At 46.0% G+C, this 18167-nt stretch carries 28 protein-coding genes (1 of these 28 running past the window's edge); 2 read left to right on the top strand and 26 right to left on the bottom strand.

Annotated elements, in window-relative coordinates; all coding sequences use genetic code 11:
- A protein-coding gene (pdaB, locus tag KIK04_RS13060) for a polysaccharide deacetylase family sporulation protein PdaB (protein ID WP_232274143.1) crosses the window boundary here: on the top strand, positions 1–762 show its 3' portion. The gene continues 42 nt to the left of window position 1, outside the view; only the last 762 of its 804 coding nucleotides appear in the window; the start codon falls outside the window, past its left edge; its stop codon occupies positions 760–762.
- 71 nt (positions 763–833) lie between these two features.
- Here pdaB and KIK04_RS13055 read toward each other — a convergent pair whose 3' ends face one another.
- Complete coding sequence (locus KIK04_RS13055; RefSeq protein ID WP_232274142.1) at positions 834–1415, bottom strand: KinB-signaling pathway activation protein; 582 nt, start codon at positions 1413–1415, stop codon at positions 834–836.
- A gap of 137 nt (positions 1416–1552) precedes the next feature.
- Between KIK04_RS13055 and gerD the strand changes: the two genes are divergently transcribed.
- Positions 1553–2248, top strand: a complete 696-nt coding sequence (gene gerD / locus KIK04_RS13050; RefSeq protein ID WP_232274141.1) for a spore germination lipoprotein GerD — start codon at positions 1553–1555, stop codon at positions 2246–2248.
- A gap of 68 nt (positions 2249–2316) precedes the next feature.
- Here the strand turns inward: gerD and KIK04_RS13045 are convergent, their stop codons facing one another.
- The 25 genes from KIK04_RS13045 to rplE form a co-directional block, all read right to left on the bottom strand.
- Positions 2317–3528: an Mrp/NBP35 family ATP-binding protein gene (locus KIK04_RS13045; protein WP_232274140.1), complete on the bottom strand. Its 1212-nt coding sequence runs from the start codon at positions 3526–3528 to the stop codon at positions 2317–2319.
- 76 nt (positions 3529–3604) lie between these two features.
- Complete coding sequence (gene cwlD, locus KIK04_RS13040; RefSeq protein ID WP_232274139.1) at positions 3605–4369, bottom strand: N-acetylmuramoyl-L-alanine amidase CwlD; 765 nt, start codon at positions 4367–4369, stop codon at positions 3605–3607.
- 113 nt (positions 4370–4482) lie between these two features.
- Positions 4483–5655 (bottom strand): sulfate adenylyltransferase, encoded by a 1173-nt coding sequence (gene sat, locus KIK04_RS13035; RefSeq protein ID WP_232274138.1) that lies wholly within the window; start codon positions 5653–5655, stop codon positions 4483–4485.
- A gap of 145 nt (positions 5656–5800) precedes the next feature.
- Complete coding sequence (locus KIK04_RS13030) at positions 5801–6493, bottom strand: phosphoadenylyl-sulfate reductase (RefSeq protein WP_232274137.1); 693 nt, start codon at positions 6491–6493, stop codon at positions 5801–5803.
- Positions 6494–6785: 292 nt separating this feature from the next.
- The gene (gene rpsI, locus KIK04_RS13025) at positions 6786–7178 is read right to left on the bottom strand and encodes a 30S ribosomal protein S9 (protein WP_232274136.1); all 393 of its coding nucleotides are present in this window, start codon (positions 7176–7178) and stop codon (positions 6786–6788) included.
- Positions 7179–7198: 20 nt separating this feature from the next.
- Complete coding sequence (gene rplM / locus KIK04_RS13020) at positions 7199–7636, bottom strand: 50S ribosomal protein L13 (RefSeq protein ID WP_232274135.1); 438 nt, start codon at positions 7634–7636, stop codon at positions 7199–7201.
- 217 nt (positions 7637–7853) lie between these two features.
- On the bottom strand, positions 7854–8639 hold the full coding sequence (gene truA / locus KIK04_RS13015; RefSeq protein WP_232274134.1) for a tRNA pseudouridine(38-40) synthase TruA: 786 nt from the start codon (positions 8637–8639) through the stop codon (positions 7854–7856).
- Positions 8640–8782: 143 nt separating this feature from the next.
- Positions 8783–9148 carry a 50S ribosomal protein L17 gene (gene rplQ / locus KIK04_RS13010; RefSeq protein WP_232274133.1) on the bottom strand — a complete coding sequence of 122 codons (366 nt, stop codon included), beginning with the start codon at positions 9146–9148 and terminating at the stop codon, positions 8783–8785.
- Between the two features lie 34 nt (positions 9149–9182).
- Positions 9183–10127 (bottom strand): DNA-directed RNA polymerase subunit alpha, encoded by a 945-nt coding sequence (locus tag KIK04_RS13005; protein ID WP_232274132.1) that lies wholly within the window; start codon positions 10125–10127, stop codon positions 9183–9185.
- A 134-nt stretch (positions 10128–10261) separates the two neighbouring features.
- Positions 10262–10657, bottom strand: coding sequence for a 30S ribosomal protein S11 (rpsK, locus tag KIK04_RS13000; protein ID WP_232274131.1), 396 nt, complete (start codon positions 10655–10657; stop codon positions 10262–10264).
- Between the two features lie 16 nt (positions 10658–10673).
- On the bottom strand, positions 10674–11042 hold the full coding sequence (rpsM, locus tag KIK04_RS12995) for a 30S ribosomal protein S13 (RefSeq protein WP_232274130.1): 369 nt from the start codon (positions 11040–11042) through the stop codon (positions 10674–10676).
- Positions 11043–11061: 19 nt separating this feature from the next.
- Entirely contained in the window at positions 11062–11175 is a 114-nt protein-coding gene (gene rpmJ / locus KIK04_RS12990) for a 50S ribosomal protein L36 (protein ID WP_232274129.1), read from the bottom strand.
- A 96-nt stretch (positions 11176–11271) separates the two neighbouring features.
- A complete protein-coding gene (gene infA, locus KIK04_RS12985) occupies positions 11272–11487 on the bottom strand; it encodes a translation initiation factor IF-1 (RefSeq protein ID WP_035121186.1) in 216 nt (71 codons plus the stop codon).
- Between the two features lie 15 nt (positions 11488–11502).
- Positions 11503–11802: a KOW domain-containing RNA-binding protein gene (locus tag KIK04_RS12980; RefSeq protein ID WP_232274128.1), complete on the bottom strand. Its 300-nt coding sequence runs from the start codon at positions 11800–11802 to the stop codon at positions 11503–11505.
- Positions 11803–11811: 9 nt separating this feature from the next.
- A complete protein-coding gene (gene map / locus KIK04_RS12975; RefSeq protein ID WP_232274127.1) occupies positions 11812–12564 on the bottom strand; it encodes a type I methionyl aminopeptidase in 753 nt (250 codons plus the stop codon).
- A 4-nt stretch (positions 12565–12568) separates the two neighbouring features.
- Positions 12569–13213 carry an adenylate kinase gene (locus KIK04_RS12970; RefSeq protein ID WP_232274126.1) on the bottom strand — a complete coding sequence of 215 codons (645 nt, stop codon included), beginning with the start codon at positions 13211–13213 and terminating at the stop codon, positions 12569–12571.
- Between the two features lie 142 nt (positions 13214–13355).
- Complete coding sequence (gene secY, locus KIK04_RS12965) at positions 13356–14657, bottom strand: preprotein translocase subunit SecY (RefSeq protein WP_232274125.1); 1302 nt, start codon at positions 14655–14657, stop codon at positions 13356–13358.
- The gene (gene rplO, locus KIK04_RS12960; RefSeq protein WP_232274124.1) at positions 14657–15097 is read right to left on the bottom strand and encodes a 50S ribosomal protein L15; all 441 of its coding nucleotides are present in this window, start codon (positions 15095–15097) and stop codon (positions 14657–14659) included. Before rplO ends, secY begins: the two co-directional genes overlap by 1 nt.
- A 93-nt stretch (positions 15098–15190) precedes the next feature.
- Positions 15191–15376 carry a 50S ribosomal protein L30 gene (rpmD, locus tag KIK04_RS12955; protein ID WP_232274123.1) on the bottom strand — a complete coding sequence of 62 codons (186 nt, stop codon included), beginning with the start codon at positions 15374–15376 and terminating at the stop codon, positions 15191–15193.
- Between the two features lie 13 nt (positions 15377–15389).
- The gene (gene rpsE / locus KIK04_RS12950) at positions 15390–15887 is read right to left on the bottom strand and encodes a 30S ribosomal protein S5 (protein WP_232274122.1); all 498 of its coding nucleotides are present in this window, start codon (positions 15885–15887) and stop codon (positions 15390–15392) included.
- 29 nt (positions 15888–15916) lie between these two features.
- Positions 15917–16285, bottom strand: a complete 369-nt coding sequence (gene rplR, locus KIK04_RS12945; RefSeq protein ID WP_232274121.1) for a 50S ribosomal protein L18 — start codon at positions 16283–16285, stop codon at positions 15917–15919.
- A 61-nt stretch (positions 16286–16346) separates the two neighbouring features.
- Entirely contained in the window at positions 16347–16889 is a 543-nt protein-coding gene (rplF, locus tag KIK04_RS12940) for a 50S ribosomal protein L6 (RefSeq protein ID WP_232274120.1), read from the bottom strand.
- A 34-nt stretch (positions 16890–16923) separates the two neighbouring features.
- Complete coding sequence (gene rpsH / locus KIK04_RS12935; protein WP_232274119.1) at positions 16924–17322, bottom strand: 30S ribosomal protein S8; 399 nt, start codon at positions 17320–17322, stop codon at positions 16924–16926.
- A 32-nt stretch (positions 17323–17354) separates the two neighbouring features.
- On the bottom strand, positions 17355–17540 hold the full coding sequence (locus KIK04_RS12930) for a type Z 30S ribosomal protein S14 (protein ID WP_232274118.1): 186 nt from the start codon (positions 17538–17540) through the stop codon (positions 17355–17357).
- An 84-nt stretch (positions 17541–17624) separates the two neighbouring features.
- The gene (rplE, locus tag KIK04_RS12925; RefSeq protein ID WP_232274117.1) at positions 17625–18167 is read right to left on the bottom strand and encodes a 50S ribosomal protein L5; all 543 of its coding nucleotides are present in this window, start codon (positions 18165–18167) and stop codon (positions 17625–17627) included.

Below are 18167 nucleotides of genomic sequence, written 5' to 3'. Positions count from 1 at the left end.
ATCTTTTTCCTAATCGTCGCAGCACTATTTGCTGCTGGTGTTGTGTATGTGGAAAGCGACAACATCACTGTGTTCTCAGAAGGCAGCCCATCTGCCATTTACAGTGTGCCAACGGAGAAGAAAGTTGTTGCGCTGACATTTGACATCAGTTGGGGTGAGAAACGTACCGGTCCGATCTTGGACGTGTTAGAACAGAAGGGTGTTAAGAAAGCAACTTTCTTTCTCTCCTCCCCTTGGAGCAAGACTCATCCAGATTTGGTTAAGCGCATTGTAAGTGCCGGTTATGAAATCGGTAGTCATGGGCATAAACATGTCAATTACAGCAGCCTAAGCGATGAAGAGATTAAGAAGCAAATAACGACTGCACATGATATTTTGGGGCAGCTTACAGGAAAGCAACCGAATTTGATTCGTATGCCTAACGGAGATTTTGATAAACGTGTATTGCGCATTGCCAACAATTTAAACTATAAAGTCATTCAATGGGACACGGATTCACTCGACTGGAAAAATCCCGGTGTAGATACGATTGTGAACCGCGTTGTGAACAAGGCTCATCCAGGGGATATCATTTTGCTGCACGCCAGCGACTCCTGTAAGCAAACCCATCTCGCGTTACCTACCATTATCGATCAACTGCGGGCTAAAGGTTATGAGTTCGTAACTGTATCTGAACTGGTTCAGCAGACGGAGATGAAAAATAAGACGATCCAAGATAAGACGACGATGCAGCAACATTTTCACGATGCGATCGGATTGTAGTTCGTTAAGAATATGCCCCACTATAGAAAAAGAGCTGACAGGTGTTATCCGCCAGCTCTTTTTGCTTTGTTCTAATCCTTTTTCAATACACGGTGTAGGATTAAAATTTGATAGGCATTACATGCTACTAGTGGTATGACAACAAACCATGTTGCCACCTTACTAATATTCAATGCGAATAAGATCTGAATAGCTGTAACTGTGATCATGAAAAACAAGGTCGGAATAAGTCCTGAAACATTGGTACCCTTTACTTTGAAAAATGCAACGATGATTCCTATGCCCGTTAACACAATTCCTAGCAGGATATCGCTTGTACTGTCTGACACAGTGCCTAGCCACGAACGTAAAAACATGATGTCAAGCAGCACAACTACGGTCAAAAAGACTTGTATGTACGGCCACACCTTTTTGAATAAACCGATGGCGATATAGTTTAACGTCAAATACGCAAACAATCCCATTTGTGAAAACACACTAATCAACAACCCGCTCAATAAGAGCATAAATACGTTGATTACGATATCCCACGGGCCTTTGAAATTACTCCACTCCCCTTGGATCACCTGCAAGGATAAACCTGTTAACAACATAACCGCTCCGCCAATAAGCGATGTTGTCCAAAATAAGAAGGACCATTTTTTTAAATTCAAGGCGCTTCACCTCCACACCGTTCATTATTTTACCAATGTTCGCAACAAAAAACTATTGCGTTCAAACATAATTCATATTTTTTTTCACATACTACGGCTGAAGCGATAAGGAATGTGAAGAAAGGAGATGCGATGCCATGAAGATAAAGGCCGTTCGTCTGGCAACAATGTGCATCGTCATGATCACAATGGTGCTCAGCTCAGCCTGCACGCCAGAGCAACAGCAGCAGTCCTCCAGCGGGCCAGAGTATAAAGAGCTTAAAGCAATGGTCATCGACATTTTAAAAACAGATGAAGCACAGAAAGCAATTCAGTCGAGCTCAGGATCATCAGGTGGCGGTATGCAAGCCCAATCGTTAAATATGCAGCAACAGGAACAAATTCGCTTGGCTGTTAAAGATACACTCATCTCCCCTGATTATCAGAAAACGATTGAAAAAGTGATGACCGAGCCGAAATTTGCTGGGGAGTTTGCGAAGTCTGTAAGTAAGCAGAACAAGCAAATTCAGAAAGACCTCATAAAGGATCCAACCTATCAGCAAGATGTCGCCGATTTACTTAAGTCTCCAGATATGATGAAAGCTTATACAGATATGATAAAGACACCTGATTATCGGAAACAGATAATGGCTGTTGTGAAGGATTCCATGCAAAGTCCCCTTTTCCGGTTAGAAGTAATGGATATGTTAGGAAAGGTCGTGAAAGAAGAGCTTCAACCCAAAAGTGATAAGGGCGGAGGCGGCAAAGGTGGGGAGAAAAAAGGAGGAGGTCAAGAGCAAGGCCAGGAAGAAAGCGGCGATCAAGGTGACAGCGGAGAGAAACAAGAGCAATAAAACATTCAAGCGGATGAGAACGATTGTTCCCTTCCGCTTGAATGCTATACATTACAGCAGGGGCGAGACTATACCCGCTCCGCTAATAAGGTTGCTAACTCAATGTACTGCTGACCTATAGCTGTATCCGCTTTATAGACAGAAGGCGAGAAGTCTGGCTCAGCTGGATGATTATCTGGAGCGCCGAGCGGAATTTGTGCTAGCAACTCGGTATGAAGCGCTTCTGCCAGACGGCCACCACCGCCCCGTCCGAACACGTACTGCTTATCACCGCAAGCTCCGCATTCCAAGTAGGCCATATTTTCGACTACGCCTAAAATATCGTGTTTCGTATGAATGGCCATCGTCCCTGCACGCGCTGCTACAAATGCAGCTGTCGCATGCGGAGTCGTGACGATGATTTCTTTGCTTTGCGGAATCATTTGATGGATGTCGAGTGCGACGTCACCTGTACCTGGCGGCAAATCAAGCAATACATAATCCAACTCGCCCCACTGAACTTCGTGGAAGAAATTGCGCAGCATTTTGCCGAGCATCGGCCCTCGCCATACGACTGGACTGTTATCCTCCACAAAGAATCCCATAGACATGACTTTAACGCCGAAGCGTTCGATTGGAATGACCTGATTGTCGACAACGTTCGGGCGATCTTCGATGCCCATCATGTCAGGAACGCTGAAGCCGTATATATCAGCGTCAATTAATCCTACACGTTTGCCTATGCGTGCCAGTGCAACGGCTAGGTTAACGGTGACGGTAGATTTGCCGACACCACCCTTGCCACTAGCGACGGCGATGAATCGCACGCCGGAAGCTGGGTCTAACAGCGGGTGAGTCTCTAAACCCGCTCCATGACCACGAACAGGCTCTCCTGCAGCTTCAGCAGCAAATGCAGACGAGCCGGATTTGCCTTGCGCGTGGTTATCTTGTGCGCGGCCAACTGCATCAGCCTGTGCTGATGATGAATCTCCACCAGTTGCACCATCATTCATAACATCAGTATTAGATATACCTACGATCGCACACTCATGTTCCGAAGCCACACGAACTCTCACGTGAACTTCCAATATCCCCATTTGAGCGAGCCTGTCTTTAATCGTCTTCGTTAATGCCTCTTTTTGAGCCGTTTCTTCCGTTTGCGGAGCCATAATCGCGGTTAACGATACGTGCTCCCCTTTTATCATGATATCGCGTATCCAGCCCATATCTGCCAAATCGTGTCCTGTAACTGTCTCTTTAATACCTCGGAGTGTTTCAAGCACTTGCTCTCTAGTAGTCATGATGGCACCTCACCTCATATGTAGCTATATCATCTATCATTTTAAACCGTTTTCATGACTCTATTATAGCATAGGCTTATCTTTTACCAAGCTTTTCCCCTGCCATATATCTTAAAATCCCTTTATAAATTGAAGCCGCTACTTTATGTTGATATTTTGCATCAGCAAGCAAGCGTCCTTCTCCAGCATGTGATAAAAAGCCTACCTCAATCAATGCCGCGGGTATAGTTATGGAATTCATCAAATATAGTTTCCGATCGATCGGTTTCGAAACGCGGTCCGTATTTTGTAAATTACGCTGCATTTCCGCTTGAACTAGCTTGGCAAGCCGCTCACTGTCCTCATTTTGCTTCGTATAAAAGGTTTGCGCTCCACTCCAGCGCTTTGACGCAATGCTGTTCATATGGATGCTAACGAGCAAGTTGGCCTTAGTGGATTGAATCGTATGAACACGTGTCTTTAAATCTTCCGCCTTGCGGCGAGCGTACCCTTTCGTGTCTGGCTGAGCCAGATCATAGTCCCCTTCTCTCGTCATCACGACGATAGCGCCAGCCTGCTGCAAATAATCGCGTACATGTAACGAGATAGCTAGATTAATATCTTTCTCAATCGCACCTATTCGATTAACGGCTCCACCATCTGGGCCTCCATGCCCAGCATCAATCGCAATCGTTGTGCCTGATAACGGCATCGTCCAATAAGACCATGATTTCATTGCTGGCATTTCCGCTGTCATAATGACATAAATAAGCACAAGCAAACAAATGCTTATGATCCATTTCCGGACATTCCTAAGCGGAATCCACCAGAAAGATGCTTTTTGTTGTTGAGAATTGCTCATAATAAAGTCCACCCCGTTCCTCTACAGACTCTAATCATCTATATGGGACAAGGTGGACAAATATACTTACGTATTCGATTAATTATTGCTTACAGGCTTACAGACCTAAAGGATTAAACGGTTGCACTATTATCAACCATGCCTTCGATCAAGATACGAGCCACTTCCGGTCGGGAAAATTCCGGTGGCGGGCATATCCCATCACGTAGTAGAGCACGCACCTTTGTACCAGACAACGTTAAATGATCTTCTTTCGGATGAGGGCATGTTTTATTTGAAGCCATATTTCCACACGTCTTACAGAAGAAGCTGTGCTCAAAAAAGAGCGGAGTAATCTCAAGCTCTTCAGCCGTAAAGTTGTGGAATATTTCTTGCGCCTCATAAGTCCCGTAATAGTCGCCTACACCTGCATGGTCGCGGCCAACTATAAAATGGGTACAGCCATAATTTTTACGCACAATCGCATGGAAAATCGCTTCTCGTGGCCCTGCATATCGCATCGCAGCTGGAAATACTCCTAAGAATACTCGTTCCTGCGGATAATAGCGATCTAACAATGTTACATAGCTGCGCATACGCACATCTGCCGGTACATCGTCTGATTTGGTTTCTCCCACAAGTGGATTTAAAAATAAAGCATCTACAATTTCCATTGCGCTTTTTTGAATGTATTCATGTGCGCGGTGTACAGGGTTACGTGTTTGAAAACCTACTACGGATCGCCAACCCCGTTCTGCAAACAAACGACGAGTCTCCGCTGGATCAAAGTAAAACTCTTGAAAACGATCCGGCTGAGGACGATTCAAAACGGTTATGCGACCACCAATATACGTCGAAGGGCGCTCAAGTAATTTTTGTACACCTGGGTGTTCTGGGTCTGCTGTCTTAAATACATGCACAGCCTCATGCTTCTGGTCGATCTCATATTTACTTTCGATGTTTATCGTTCCGTAAATAATACCGTCTTCTTGCCCAACAAGTGCAGCTTCTGTTCCAATCGCAAGTTGGTTAGCCAATTCTGGCTGCACAGCCAACGTGATTGGAATACTCCACACTGTACCGTCTGCAAGGCGCATATGCTCGACTACACTACGGTAGTCCGTTTCATTCAAAAAACCAGTCAAAGGTGAAAAGGCACCTACTGCGATTAAATCTAAATCGGAGATGGTCCAACGATTAATCGGAATGGACACGAGCTTGCTAGCTGCTGTAAGTAGCAACTCACGTCTCTCACCCACTTCCAAACGATTAATTAGTTGTCCTCCGTGCGGCATAATTGTGGTCATTATTTTCCTCCTGCTTAGAAATTCGCATTTTACTAAGAGTGAATTGAGAATATAAACGATCATGCAAAGGATGTTATTGAGATGAATACTGAATAATGAGTAGTTTGTAGTTGACTATGAAGTATGTCTAAGGAGTGATAGTAATTTACTTATGAAGACCGCATTCTACTTTTCCTGTACCCGACCATCGTCCTGCGCGAGGATCTTCTCCTGGCATAACAGGGCGTGTGCAATGCATGCAACCAATACTCGGAAAATGACGGTCATGCAGTGGATTGTAAATAACGTCATGTTGGCGAATGTAGTTCCACACGTCTTCCCATGTCCACGCTGCCAAAGGGTTAAATTTAATAAGTCCAAACTTGGTGTCGTACTCTACCTTTTTGGAGTTAGCACGAGTTGGGGCTTGATCACGGCGAATACCCGTAATCCAAGCATCGTACTTACTTAAAATGCCTGTCAACGGTTCCACCTTACGGATGTTGCAGCACAAGTTCGGGTTCGACTTCCACAACTCTGCGCCGTGGATCTCCACCTGTTCTTCTACACTAATTTCTGGGGCTACCCTTACAAATTCCATGTCGTAATGAGCAGAAATGCGGTTGCGTGTGTCGTAGGTTTCTTCAAAATGAAATTGAGTGTCTAAGTAGAAAATATCGGTTGAGGGGCTAATGTGCTGCAGCATATCAACGAGAACGACATCCTCAGCGCCAAAGCTGCACGCAAAAGTGATGTTCGGAAACGTCTCCACGGCCCAAGCAATAACCTCTTCAGGCTGAGCATGCTCAAACTGTTCCGCTTTTTCATGCACAAGTGCCTCTTTTTCTAATAGGTTCATATTCGCATCCTCCGAATTTGTTTATATCCAACTAAGTAGGTATGTTTTCTATCTTTTATAATTATAAAATTTTCCTTGTCGTTGTCAATCCATTATTTAGATCTTTCGCGCATTTTGAATAAAAGGTTGTGTATACAAATGCTTTAGGAATTAGCATATTCGTGAAATGCAGGGCAGGTGCGGGGAATTTGGAAGGCGGAGCGAGTTGTTTTAAAGTATTTGAAATAAAAGTGAATGCAAAAAAACTCTCTTCCAGTTACGGAAGAGAGTTTTAACCGTTTGTAATCCAATATTAACGCTTGGAGAACTGTGGTGCGCGACGAGCCGCTTTAAGACCGTATTTTTTACGCTCTTTCATACGCGGATCGCGTGTCAGGAAGCCTGCTTTTTTCAAAGCTGGACGAAGTTCTGGGTCAGCTTTCAACAACGCACGGGAAATGCCGTGACGAATTGCGCCTGCTTGACCGGAAATTCCGCCGCCATGAGCTAACACTAACACATCGTAGCTTCCGAGTGTTTCTGTCAACGTCAATGGTTGCTTCACGATAAGCTTCAGTGTCTCCAAACCGAAGTATTCGTTAAGGTCACGTTTATTGATAACGATGCGGCCTTCGCCTGGAACGAGGCGAACACGCGCTACGGAATGCTTACGACGACCTGTCCCATAGTATTGTACTTGTGCCATGAAGGTGTCCTCCCTTTCGTTTATCCGCGAAGTTCGTAAACTTCAGGTTTTTGTGCTTGATGAGTGTGCTCTGGTCCTGCAAAAACTTTGCAACGAAGCTTCATTGCGTTACCCATGCGTGTCTTTGGCAACATGCCGTGAACAGCAAGTTCCAACATACGCTCAGGCTTGTTTTGCAACATTTCTTGAGCGCTTGTCACTTTCAAACCACCTGGATGCATGGAGTGACGGTAGTACATTTTGTTTTGCAACTTTTTACCTGTCAAAACGATTTTGCTTGCGTTAGTAATGATAACGAAGTCTCCACCGTCTACGTGAGGTGTGAAAGTTGTTTTGTGTTTACCGCGGATAAGAGCCGCAGCTTCGCTTGCCAAACGGCCAAGCGTTTTGCCTTCAGCATCGATAACGTGCCATTGGCGTTCTACTTCAGCTGGCTTCGCCATGTATGTCGTACGCATGAAACATCCTCCTTAACATTCGCTCTTAAACTTACGTGTATATGTCGTTCATTCATCAATGTCAATTCACTAAGTGTCACATAATGTGACAACCGTGATTTCTTTCGGGGCTGTGGGAAAGCCTAAAGAAACACAAATATTATTTTACAATAGATTACGGCATTATGCAAGGTGTTTTTTAGGCTTACTAAGCTTTATAAATACCATAGTTAGCCTATCATTCACTTTCCAAGCAATCTTCCCCACCATACTCCACGCTCCACAATGTAAGAGCGTGTGGTACTGCCAAAGGCCCTGCAGCCTGGCGGTTCCGCGCATCCAAGATTGAAGGTATATCTGCGGGAGAAAATTTCCCTTCTCCTACCCAGATAAGCGTACCTGCTATAATACGCACCATATTGTAGAGGAATCCGTTGCCTGTCACGAACAAATGAATACGGCCACGTCCGGGTTCACCGTCTGCGTTCGGTTCATGTTCGATCCATGCACGATAAATGGTACGCACATTTGACGGTTTTGTCGATTTCGGCGAAGTGAAAGACGTAAAGTCATGTTCGCCCACAAGGTGGTTGAACGCTTCACGCATCGCATCGATATCGAGCGGCCGTGGATGATAAAATTCAAAGTTTCGCTGGAACACATCCGGTGTCCGCTCTGCCAGAATCGTATAACGATACGTCTTGCGCTTCGCCGAATACCGAGCATGGTACGAAGCAGATGCTTCCCACGCACTGCGAATGACAATGTCATCCGGCAAACGTGTATTCATAGCAACCATCCAACGCTCTACTGGAATCGACGATGTCGTCTGAAAATTAAATACTTGACCGTAAGCATGCACTCCAGCATCCGTACGTCCAGAAGCAAGTATAGAAACTTGTTCCTTCGTTAGCTTTTCAATCGCTTTTTCAAGTTGACCTTGAACCGTATTTAGTCCTGGCTGTACTTGAAAACCGCAGTATGCTGTACCATCATAACTTACTACCATCCCAATGTTACGCACTATATCCCTCCGGTGCCGATCCTGAACTGTTTATAGCCAAAGCTAGTAAACAGTCTGTCACGATAAAAAAGAAAAGCTCCTCAAGGGGAGCCTTCTTCCACAGCGCAATGCGCCGCTATCGTAATGAACGCGAATTGACGCGATTACGCGCGGTCAACGAGTTCCAAATACACCATAGGCGCGGAGTCGCCACGGCGTGGTCCAAGTTTCATAATACGCGTGTATCCACCCGGACGCTCTGCATAGCGCGGAGCCAGCTCCGAGAATAATTTCTGAATTGCATCCTGCTCACCGTTCAACGTTTCACGACGAACAAATGCTGCCACTTGACGACGCGCGTGCAAGTCACCGCGTTTAGCCAACGTGATCAACTTTTCAGCGATAGAACGAACTTCTTTCGCTTTCGCTTCAGTCGTTTGAATACGCTCATACAAGAACAAGTCAGTTACCATGTCGCGGAACAACGCTTTACGAGCGCTAGAATCACGACCTAACTTTTGGTATGCCATGTAGTTTCCCCTCCTTCGTTAGCAAAAGTCCCGATTAGTCTTCCATACGCAAGCCCAAACCGAGCTCTTCGAGTTTCTCTTGAACTTCTTCCAAAGACTTGCGGCCCAAGTTACGAACCTTCATCATGTCTTCTTCCGTTTTCGTGATCAACTCTTGAACGGTATTGATACCTGCGCGTTTTAAGCAGTTGTAGGAACGAACAGAGAGATCGAGCTCTTCGATTGTCATCTCAAGCACTTTCTCTTTTTTGTCTTCCTCTTTTTCAACCATGATTTCAGCATCTTTCGCTTCGTCCGTCAATCCAACAAAGAGCATCAAATGCTCAGTCAAGATTTTCGCGCCGAGGCTAACTGCTTCTTCAGGTCGAATGCTACCATCTGTCCACACTTCAAGGGTCAACTTATCGTAGTTTGTTACTTGGCCTACACGCGTATTTTCAACGCTGTAGTTTACACGCTGAATTGGCGTGTAAATCGAATCAACTGGAATTACGCCGATTGGCTGTTCTTCCTTCTTGTTTCGATCAGCTGCCACGTAACCACGACCACGATTTGCGAAAATCCTCATGTGGAGTCTGGAGCCTTGTGCTAATGTTGCAATGCGGAGATCCGGGTTCAAAATTTCCACATCGCTATCCGCACGAATATCGCCAGCCGTGATAACCCCTTCGCCTTCCGCATCGATTTCGAGAACTTTCTCTTCATCGGAGTGGATTTTCAGCGATAGGTTTTTCAAGTTCAATATAATTTCAGTTACGTCCTCATAGACTCCTGGAATAGTAGAGAACTCGTGCAGAACGCCGTCTATTTGAACGGAAGTCACTGCAGCGCCTGGCAAAGAGGAGAGCAAGATACGGCGCAGGGAGTTACCCAGCGTTGTTCCATATCCACGCTCCAGCGGTTCTACGACAAACTTGCCGTACGTACCTTCCTCATTGACATCCACGGTTTCAATCTTCGGCTTTTCGATTTCAATCACTGTATAACCCTCCTTCAAAACGTCGCTGGCGTTTATTACAGAAACACCTACGGTCGGTCGATTCATGCAGTATGCCTAAACAACCATTATTCCCAACAGGCGCTAGTTTAATACTACACGCATCGGTGTCTACACTATACGCGACGACGTTTTGGTGGACGGCAGCCGTTGTGCGGGATTGGCGTTACGTCTTTAATCATGCTGACTTCCAATCCTGCAGCTTGCAAGGAACGGATGGCAGCTTCACGGCCTGCGCCTGGGCCCTTAACCGTAACTTCAACCGATTTCATACCGTGTTCCATCGCTGCTTTAGCAGCAGTTTCCGCAGCCATTTGCGCCGCGAACGGCGTAGACTTACGGGAGCCTTTAAAGCCCATTCCGCCGGAGCTCGCCCAAGAAATTGCGTTACCGTGTGTATCCGTGATTGTTACGATCGTGTTGTTGAACGTAGAACGGATATGTGCCACACCAGTTTCAATATTTTTACGATCACGACGTTTAGTACGTACGACTTTTTTTGGTTTAGCCATTGCTACTTATCCCTCCTTACTTTTTCTTATTTGCTACCGTACGACGAGGGCCTTTGCGTGTACGAGCATTTGTTTTAGTACGTTGTCCACGAACAGGCAAACCACGACGATGACGGACACCACGATAGCATCCGATCTCGATCAAGCGCTTGATGTTCAAAGAGATTTCACGACGAAGGTCACCTTCAACCTTAACCGCTTTATCAATTGCTTCACGAACCTTGTTTACTTCCTCTTCCGACAAATCGCGTACGCGAGTATTCGGATTAACGCCAGATTCTGCGATGATCTTTTTGGATGTTGTTTTACCAATTCCGAAAATGTATGTCAAGGCGATCTCAACGCGTTTGTCACGTGGCAAGTCTACACCAGCTATACGAGCCATAGTACGCTACACCCCCTTCTTATCCTTGTTTTTGTTTATGCTTAGGATTCTCACAAATTACCATAACGTTGCCTTTGCGACGAATGACTTTGCATTTTTCGCAAATCTGCTTAACAGAAGGTCTTACCTTCATGACTGAATACCTCCCAGTTCATAAGTTGCACGTCAAACCGTCACTTGCTTCGCTGGACGGTCTGCAAGTGCGTTGCAAGCGCTACTCATCCGAGTGCTATTTCCGATATGTGATGCGACCTCTGGTCAAATCGTATGGCGACAGCTGTATGACCACTTTGTCCCCAGTCAGGATACGGATGAAGTGCATCCGCAGCTTTCCGGAAACGTGGGCAAGAATTTGATGACCGTTCTCAAGCTCAACTTTGAACATCGCATTCGGCAACGGCTCGATGACCGTTCCTTCAACCTCAATAACATCTTCTTTAGCCAACGTCATTCTCCTTTCTCAATCAGCAATGAAAGCGTCTTGTTCCTGAGCATGCTTAGATATAAAATACCGAAGCTTGCTGTTCGTAACTTGACCGCTTTCTTCTAAACTTCGGACAACTTCACTACAAATTGCAGACTGCAACTCGAGATGAAGCAAGTTTTTTCGTTTCGGCTGTTCAAACTTTCGTTTGTCCCCGTCTACGATATCGACGTAACGAGTATCTTCAACGCCAATGATGACTGCATACTTGCCGGCATCACGACCTCGAAGCACCTTGACGAATTGGCCGAGGGTTGGTATTCGAATATCATTCATCCTAATTACCTACTCATCCAGCTTCGTCAAAATTTCGCAACCGTCCGGCGTTACCGCCACCGTATGCTCAAAGTGAGCGCACAGCGTTCCATCCACCGTTACGACCGTCCAGTTGTCCGCGAGTGTCTTAACGTAACGCTCTCCGACGATAACCATAGGTTCGATCGCGAGCGTCATACCCGCTTTCAAACGTGGTCCACGGTTCGGCGGTCCGTAGTTCGGAATTTGAGGCTCCTCATGAAGAGAAGTTCCAATCCCGTGTCCAACATACTCACGTACGACAGAAAAACCTGCATCTTCGATCACGCGTTGAATCGCGTGAGATATCGTGTACAATCGCTCATCCGGCTTGACCAGTTCAAGTCCTGCATAAAGCGAACGCTCTGTTACTTCGAGCAGCTTTTGAGCGGTTTCTGAAATGGTCCCGACTCCATAAGTCCAAGCGGAGTCACCGTGATATCCGCGATATTCTGCACCGATATCAATACTAATGATGTCGCCTTCGTTTAATTTGCGATTGCCGGGAATGCCGTGCACCAACTCTTCATTGACTGAAGCGCAGATGCTGCCAGAAAAACCGTTATATCCTTTGAACGAAGGTATCGCTCCTTGGCTGCGAATGAATGTTTCTGCGATTGCGTCGAGCTCACGAGTAGTGATGCCCGCCTCAACCGAGTTAGCCATAAGACGGTGCGTTTCCGCTACAATCCGCCCAGCTTCCCTCATGAAGCCTAGTTCCACTTCGGACTTACAAATGATCATTCGTTTAACCTCGCAGTAAAGATACGATTTCAGATGTCACCGTATCGATTTCCTTCTCGCCGTCAACCTGACGCAACAAGCCTTTATTCTCGTAGTACGAAAGCAAAGGAGCTGTTTTGTTGATGTACTCATCAAGACGTGTGCCGACTTTTTCTTCGGAATCGTCCGAGCGTTGGTACAGCTCGCCTTGACATTTATCACAAACGCCCTCTTGTTGAGGCGGGTTAAAGATGACATGGTACGTCGCGCCGCAAGACTTGCAAATGCGTCGTCCGGTGAGACGTGCCAGCAACAAATCGCGGTCAACGCTCAGGTCGATGACGTGGTCGATTTTGTGACCCATCTCTGTCAACATAGCATCCAACGCCTCAGCTTGTGCCAACGTACGTGGGAAACCATCCAGCAGGAAACCTTTTGCGCAGTCTGGCTGCACGAGACGCTCTCGTACGATACCAACCGTCACGTCATCAGGAACAAGCAAACCTTGATCAATGTACTCTTTCGCCTTCAATCCGATGGGTGTGCCTTCGCCAATTGCAGCGCGAAACGCGTCGCCAGTCGAAATGTGCGGGATACCGAACTCGGTTACAATGCGCTCAGCCTGCGTTCCTTTCCCTGCCCCAGGAGGCCCCATGAATAGAATGTTCATCGAATGTCACTCCCCTTATGGTAAGCACAGGCTTAACTTCGTCGGAAGTGGATGCTTCGATGCCATTCGTTAAGCCTCTGCTCTACACGAAACAGCACAATAGGTGCCGATGAGCCGTTACCGGCCCGTCAGAACCTATTGACTATTTATTAATAAAACCTTTGTAATGACGTTTAATCAACTGGCTCTCAATTTGCTTCATCGTATCAAGTGCAACACCTACTACGATGAGCAACCCTGTTCCACCCAGTTGTACTTCACGTGGCAGCCCAGCAAGCGCCCCAAGAAATACTGGCATAACAGAGATAAGTGCCAAGAAGATCGAACCTGCTAATGTAACTCGTGTCATAACACGTGTCAAATACGTAGCAGTAGCTTTACCCGGGCGAATGCCTGGAATATAGCCACCGTTCTTCTTCATTTGATCCGCCATTTGCTGTGGATTCAACTGCACAAATGTGTAGAAGAAAGTGAAACCAATAATCATGAGCACAAACAATAACATACCAAGTGGCTTATCGTGGCTCATGTTATTAATTATCCAGTTAGCCCACGCCTTACCAGCCCAAAATTGTGCGATAGTAACCGGGAACATCAACAGCGATGAAGCGAAGATGACCGGGATAACGCCCGCAGCATTAACTTTAAGTGGAATGTGCGTGTTTTGCCCGCCGTACATTTTGTTGCCTACAACGCGCTTCGCGTATTGTACCGGAATTCGACGATTACCCTGATGGATAAAAATAATTCCGATAAGAATCAATACAACGACAAGCAAGATAATGACCATTTTCGCAATGCTTAAGAACAATTGTCCGTCAGTATTTACGAATTGGTCTTCAACTAGCGCACGAATCGTAAGAGGTAACGTTGCAATAATACCCGCGAAGATAATAATTGAAATACCGTTACCTATGCCCTTCTCGGTAATTTGTTCACCGAGCCACATCAAAAATGCCGTACCAGCTGTCAGAACAATGGCGATCAGAATATAATCTGCATAAGTCGCATTCGGAACCATTTGTGCACCGTACAAGCGGTTGAAACCAATCGCTGTACCGAATGACTGAATCAAGCCCAAAATTATCGTACCATAACGAGTAATTTGGGTGATCTTACGCTTACCTACTTCTCCTTCTTTAGCCCATTGAGCTAACTTCGGAACGACATCCATCGTTAGAAGTTGCACGATAATCGACGCCGTAATATACGGGAAGATACCAAGTGCAAAGATGGAGAATTGGAATAACGCGCCGCCAGAGAATGTGTTCATTAATCCGAACAATTCATTGCCAGCATTGTTGGTTGCCTCAAATACCGATTTATCGACACCAGGAACCGGAATAAAGGAACCTATCCGATAAATGATAAGGAGCATGAGTGTAAAAAGAATTTTACGTCTCAGGTCCTCGACTCGCCAAATATTCGAAACGGTCTTAAACATTAGATCACCTCGGATTTACCGCCGGCAGCCTCGATCTTCTCTACCGCAGTTTGAGAGAACTTGTTTGCTTTGACCGTCAATTTAACGGACAAATCACCGTTACCCAAGATCTTAATTCCGCTCAATGGGTTTTTAACGATGCCTTGTTCCATCAAAAGCTCTGGAGTAACTTCTGTACCAGCCTCGAAGCGGTTCAAATCCGTTACGTTCACAACCGCGTACTCTTTGCGAGTCGGGTTGATGAAACCGCGCTTAGGCACACGACGGTAAAGTGGATTTTGTCCACCCTCGAAGCCTGGACGCACGCCACCGCCGGAACGGGAGTTTTGACCTTTATGGCCACGACCAGCAGTCTTCCCGTTACCTGTAGCGATACCGCGACCAACGCGGTTACGCTTTTGACGAGATCCAGCTGCAGGAGAAAGTTCATTCAACTTCATCGTTCGTCGCACCTCCTTAAATATTTATGAAACACATATATATTGATTCGATCGTAATCTACGATGCGGAAGCAAGCAAGTTAGCAGTTAAGCTTAAGCTTGAACTTCTTTAACTTGAACCAAGTGGATTACTTGGTTTACCATGCCGCGAATCGCTGGGTTGTCGTTATGAACAACCGTCTGATTCAACTTACGCAAGCCCAAAGTGTTCACCGTTGTACGGTGAGTTTCTGGGCGACCGATCAGACTGCGAACGAGGGTAATTTCCAATTTTGCCATTGTAGTCCCCTCCTTATTTTAACAGTTCCTCAACGGATTTGCCGCGAAGTTTAGCTACTTGCTCAACAGTCTTCAATTGGGAAAGACCTTCGAGAGTTGCGTTAACCATGTTCATGGAGTTAGAAGAGCCTAGGGACTTCGTCAAGATGTCACCTACACCAGCCAATTCCAATACGGCACGAACTGGACCACCAGCGATAACCCCAGTACCTTCTGAAGCTGGCTTCAGAAGCACTCGGCCTGCGCCGAAGTGACCAATTACTTGGTGAGGAATTGTCGTTTTTACAAGTGGAACGTGAATCAAGTTTTTCTTAGCGTCATCGATGCCCTTGCGGATCGCGTCAGGAACTTCGGATGCTTTACCGATGCCTGCGCCAACCCAGCCCTTGCCATCGCCGACAACAACCAATGCACTAAAGCTAAAACGGCGTCCGCCTTTTACAACTTTAGATACGCGGTTAATTTGCACAACTTTTTCAGATAAATCTAATGTGTTTGGATCAACTCGCAAGTCACTTACCTCCTTCTAGATTGAATTCATTAGAATTCAAGGCCAGCTTCGCGTGCTGCGTCAGCCAACGCTTGAATACGGCCGTGATACAAGTAACCGCCGCGATCGAATACGATATTCTCGTAACCTTGTGCTTTCGCACGTTTCGCAACCAGTTCGCCCACTTTACGTGCCGACTCAACACTACCGCCGTTCTTGATGTCGCCAGAAAGTTCTTTGTCCATCGTAGATGCAGAAACGATTGTTACACCCTTCACATCATCGATCAACTGAGCGTAGATATGTTTAGAGGAACGGAATACGTTCAAACGAGGACGTGTTGTCGTTCCTTCGATTTTCTTACGGACACGAAGGTGTCTTTTAACACGAGCTTTATTCTTATCGCCTTTCGTGATCATTCGATTGTTCACTCCCTTCAGTTTAAGCGTTATGCTACAAAGGTAAGCGAGCTAGGCAAGATTACTTCTTCTTGCCAGCTTTACCTTCTTTACGAAGAATGCGTTCGCCTTCGTATTTAATACCTTTACCTTTATAAGGTTCTGGTTCACGAACGGCACGAATGTTAGCAGCATATGCACCTACGCGCTCTTTATCAATACCCTTAACGATGATCTTCGTTTGAACAGGTACTTCGAACTCGATGCCTGCTTCCGGTGTAATTTCAACCGGGTGAGAGTATCCAACGTTCAAGACAAGTTTGTCTCCAGTTTTGTTTGCGCGGTAACCGACGCCTACGAGTTCCAATGATTTGGAGAAACCTTCAGTTACTCCAGTAACCATGTTGCTCACGACGCTGCGTGTTGTACCGTGCAAAGAACGGTGAAGTTTATTTTCAGAAGGACGCTCGATCACGATTACGTTCTCTTCAATAGACACTTTCATGTCTTTGTGAAGTTCACGAGTCAATGATCCTTTAGGTCCTTTTACTGTAATAACGCTATTGTCCAAAGTAACTGTTACGTCACCTGGTACGTTAATTGGCTTGCGACCAATACGAGACATCTGTTGTTGCACCTCCAATCGTTATGACAATGGATTACCAAACGTAGCAAACTACCTCGCCGCCAGATTTAGACTGACGAGCTTCTTTATCTGTCATGACGCCCTTAGACGTCGAGATGATAGCAATACCAAGACCACCCAAAACGCGTGGTACTTCAGTGGACTTCGTGTAAACACGAAGACCTGGCTTACTGATACGCTTCAAGCCCGTAATAACGCGCTCGTTGTTTGCACCGTACTTCAAGAAGATACGGATAAGCCCTTGCTTGTTGTCATCGATATATTCTGCATCGCGGATAAAACCTTCACGCTTCAAAATTTCAGCGATTTGCTTCTTCATAGTCGAAGCAGGCACTTCCACGGTTTCGTGACGTACTGTGTTAGCATTGCGAATGCGTGTAAGCATATCTGCAATCGGATCGGACATAACCATTAGTGTAAACCTCCTTCCCGCAACAGGGTTGATTACCAGCTAGCTTTTTTAACGCCAGGAATCTGGCCTTTGTATGCCAATTCGCGGAAGCAAATTCTGCAAATTTTAAACTTACGCAATACAGAGTGCGGACGACCACAGCGCTCACAGCGTGTGTACGCCTGTACTTGAAACTTAGGCTTGCGTTGTTGCTTGACTTTCATAGAAGTCTTAGCCACGTGTTGACACCTCCTAGAAACTTGTATCCAAGTTATTCGGAACGATCACATCGCTCCGTTCTCAATAAACCGACCTTTGTGAATCTACTTCACGAAAGGCATGCCGAGTTGCGTCAACAATTCGCGGGACTCTTCGTCCGTTTTCGCCGTCGTTACGATGACGATATCCATACCGCGTACTTTATCTACCTTATCGTACTCGATTTCAGGGAAGATAATTTGCTCTTTCAATCCGAGCGTATAGTTACCGCGGCCGTCAAACGCTTTGTTCGAAATACCGCGGAAGTCGCGGACACGTGGAAGCGTAACGTTGAACAATTTGTCCAAGAAGTGGTACATGCGCTCACCGCGCAATGTCACTTTCACACCAATCGGCATTCCTTCACGAAGCTTAAAGCCCGCGATGGATTTTTTAGCACGCGTGATTACTGGCTTTTGACCTGCGATCAATTGCAATTCGGCTACTGCAACGTCCAATACTTTAGAGTTTGAAACAGCCTCACCCATACCCATGTTGATGACGACTTTTTCTACTTTAGGTACTTGCATTACCGTTGTATAGTTGAACTTCTGCATCAAAGCAGGAGTAATTTCGTTCAAGAAACGTTCTTTCATACGAGCTGCCAT

The organism is Paenibacillus sp. 481, from assembly GCF_021223605.1.
Taxonomy (GTDB): Bacteria; Bacillota; Bacilli; order Paenibacillales; family Paenibacillaceae; genus Paenibacillus_B.
The sequence above is the reverse complement of the archived record's forward strand: the minus strand, read 5'-3'. Positions and strand labels throughout refer to the sequence as shown.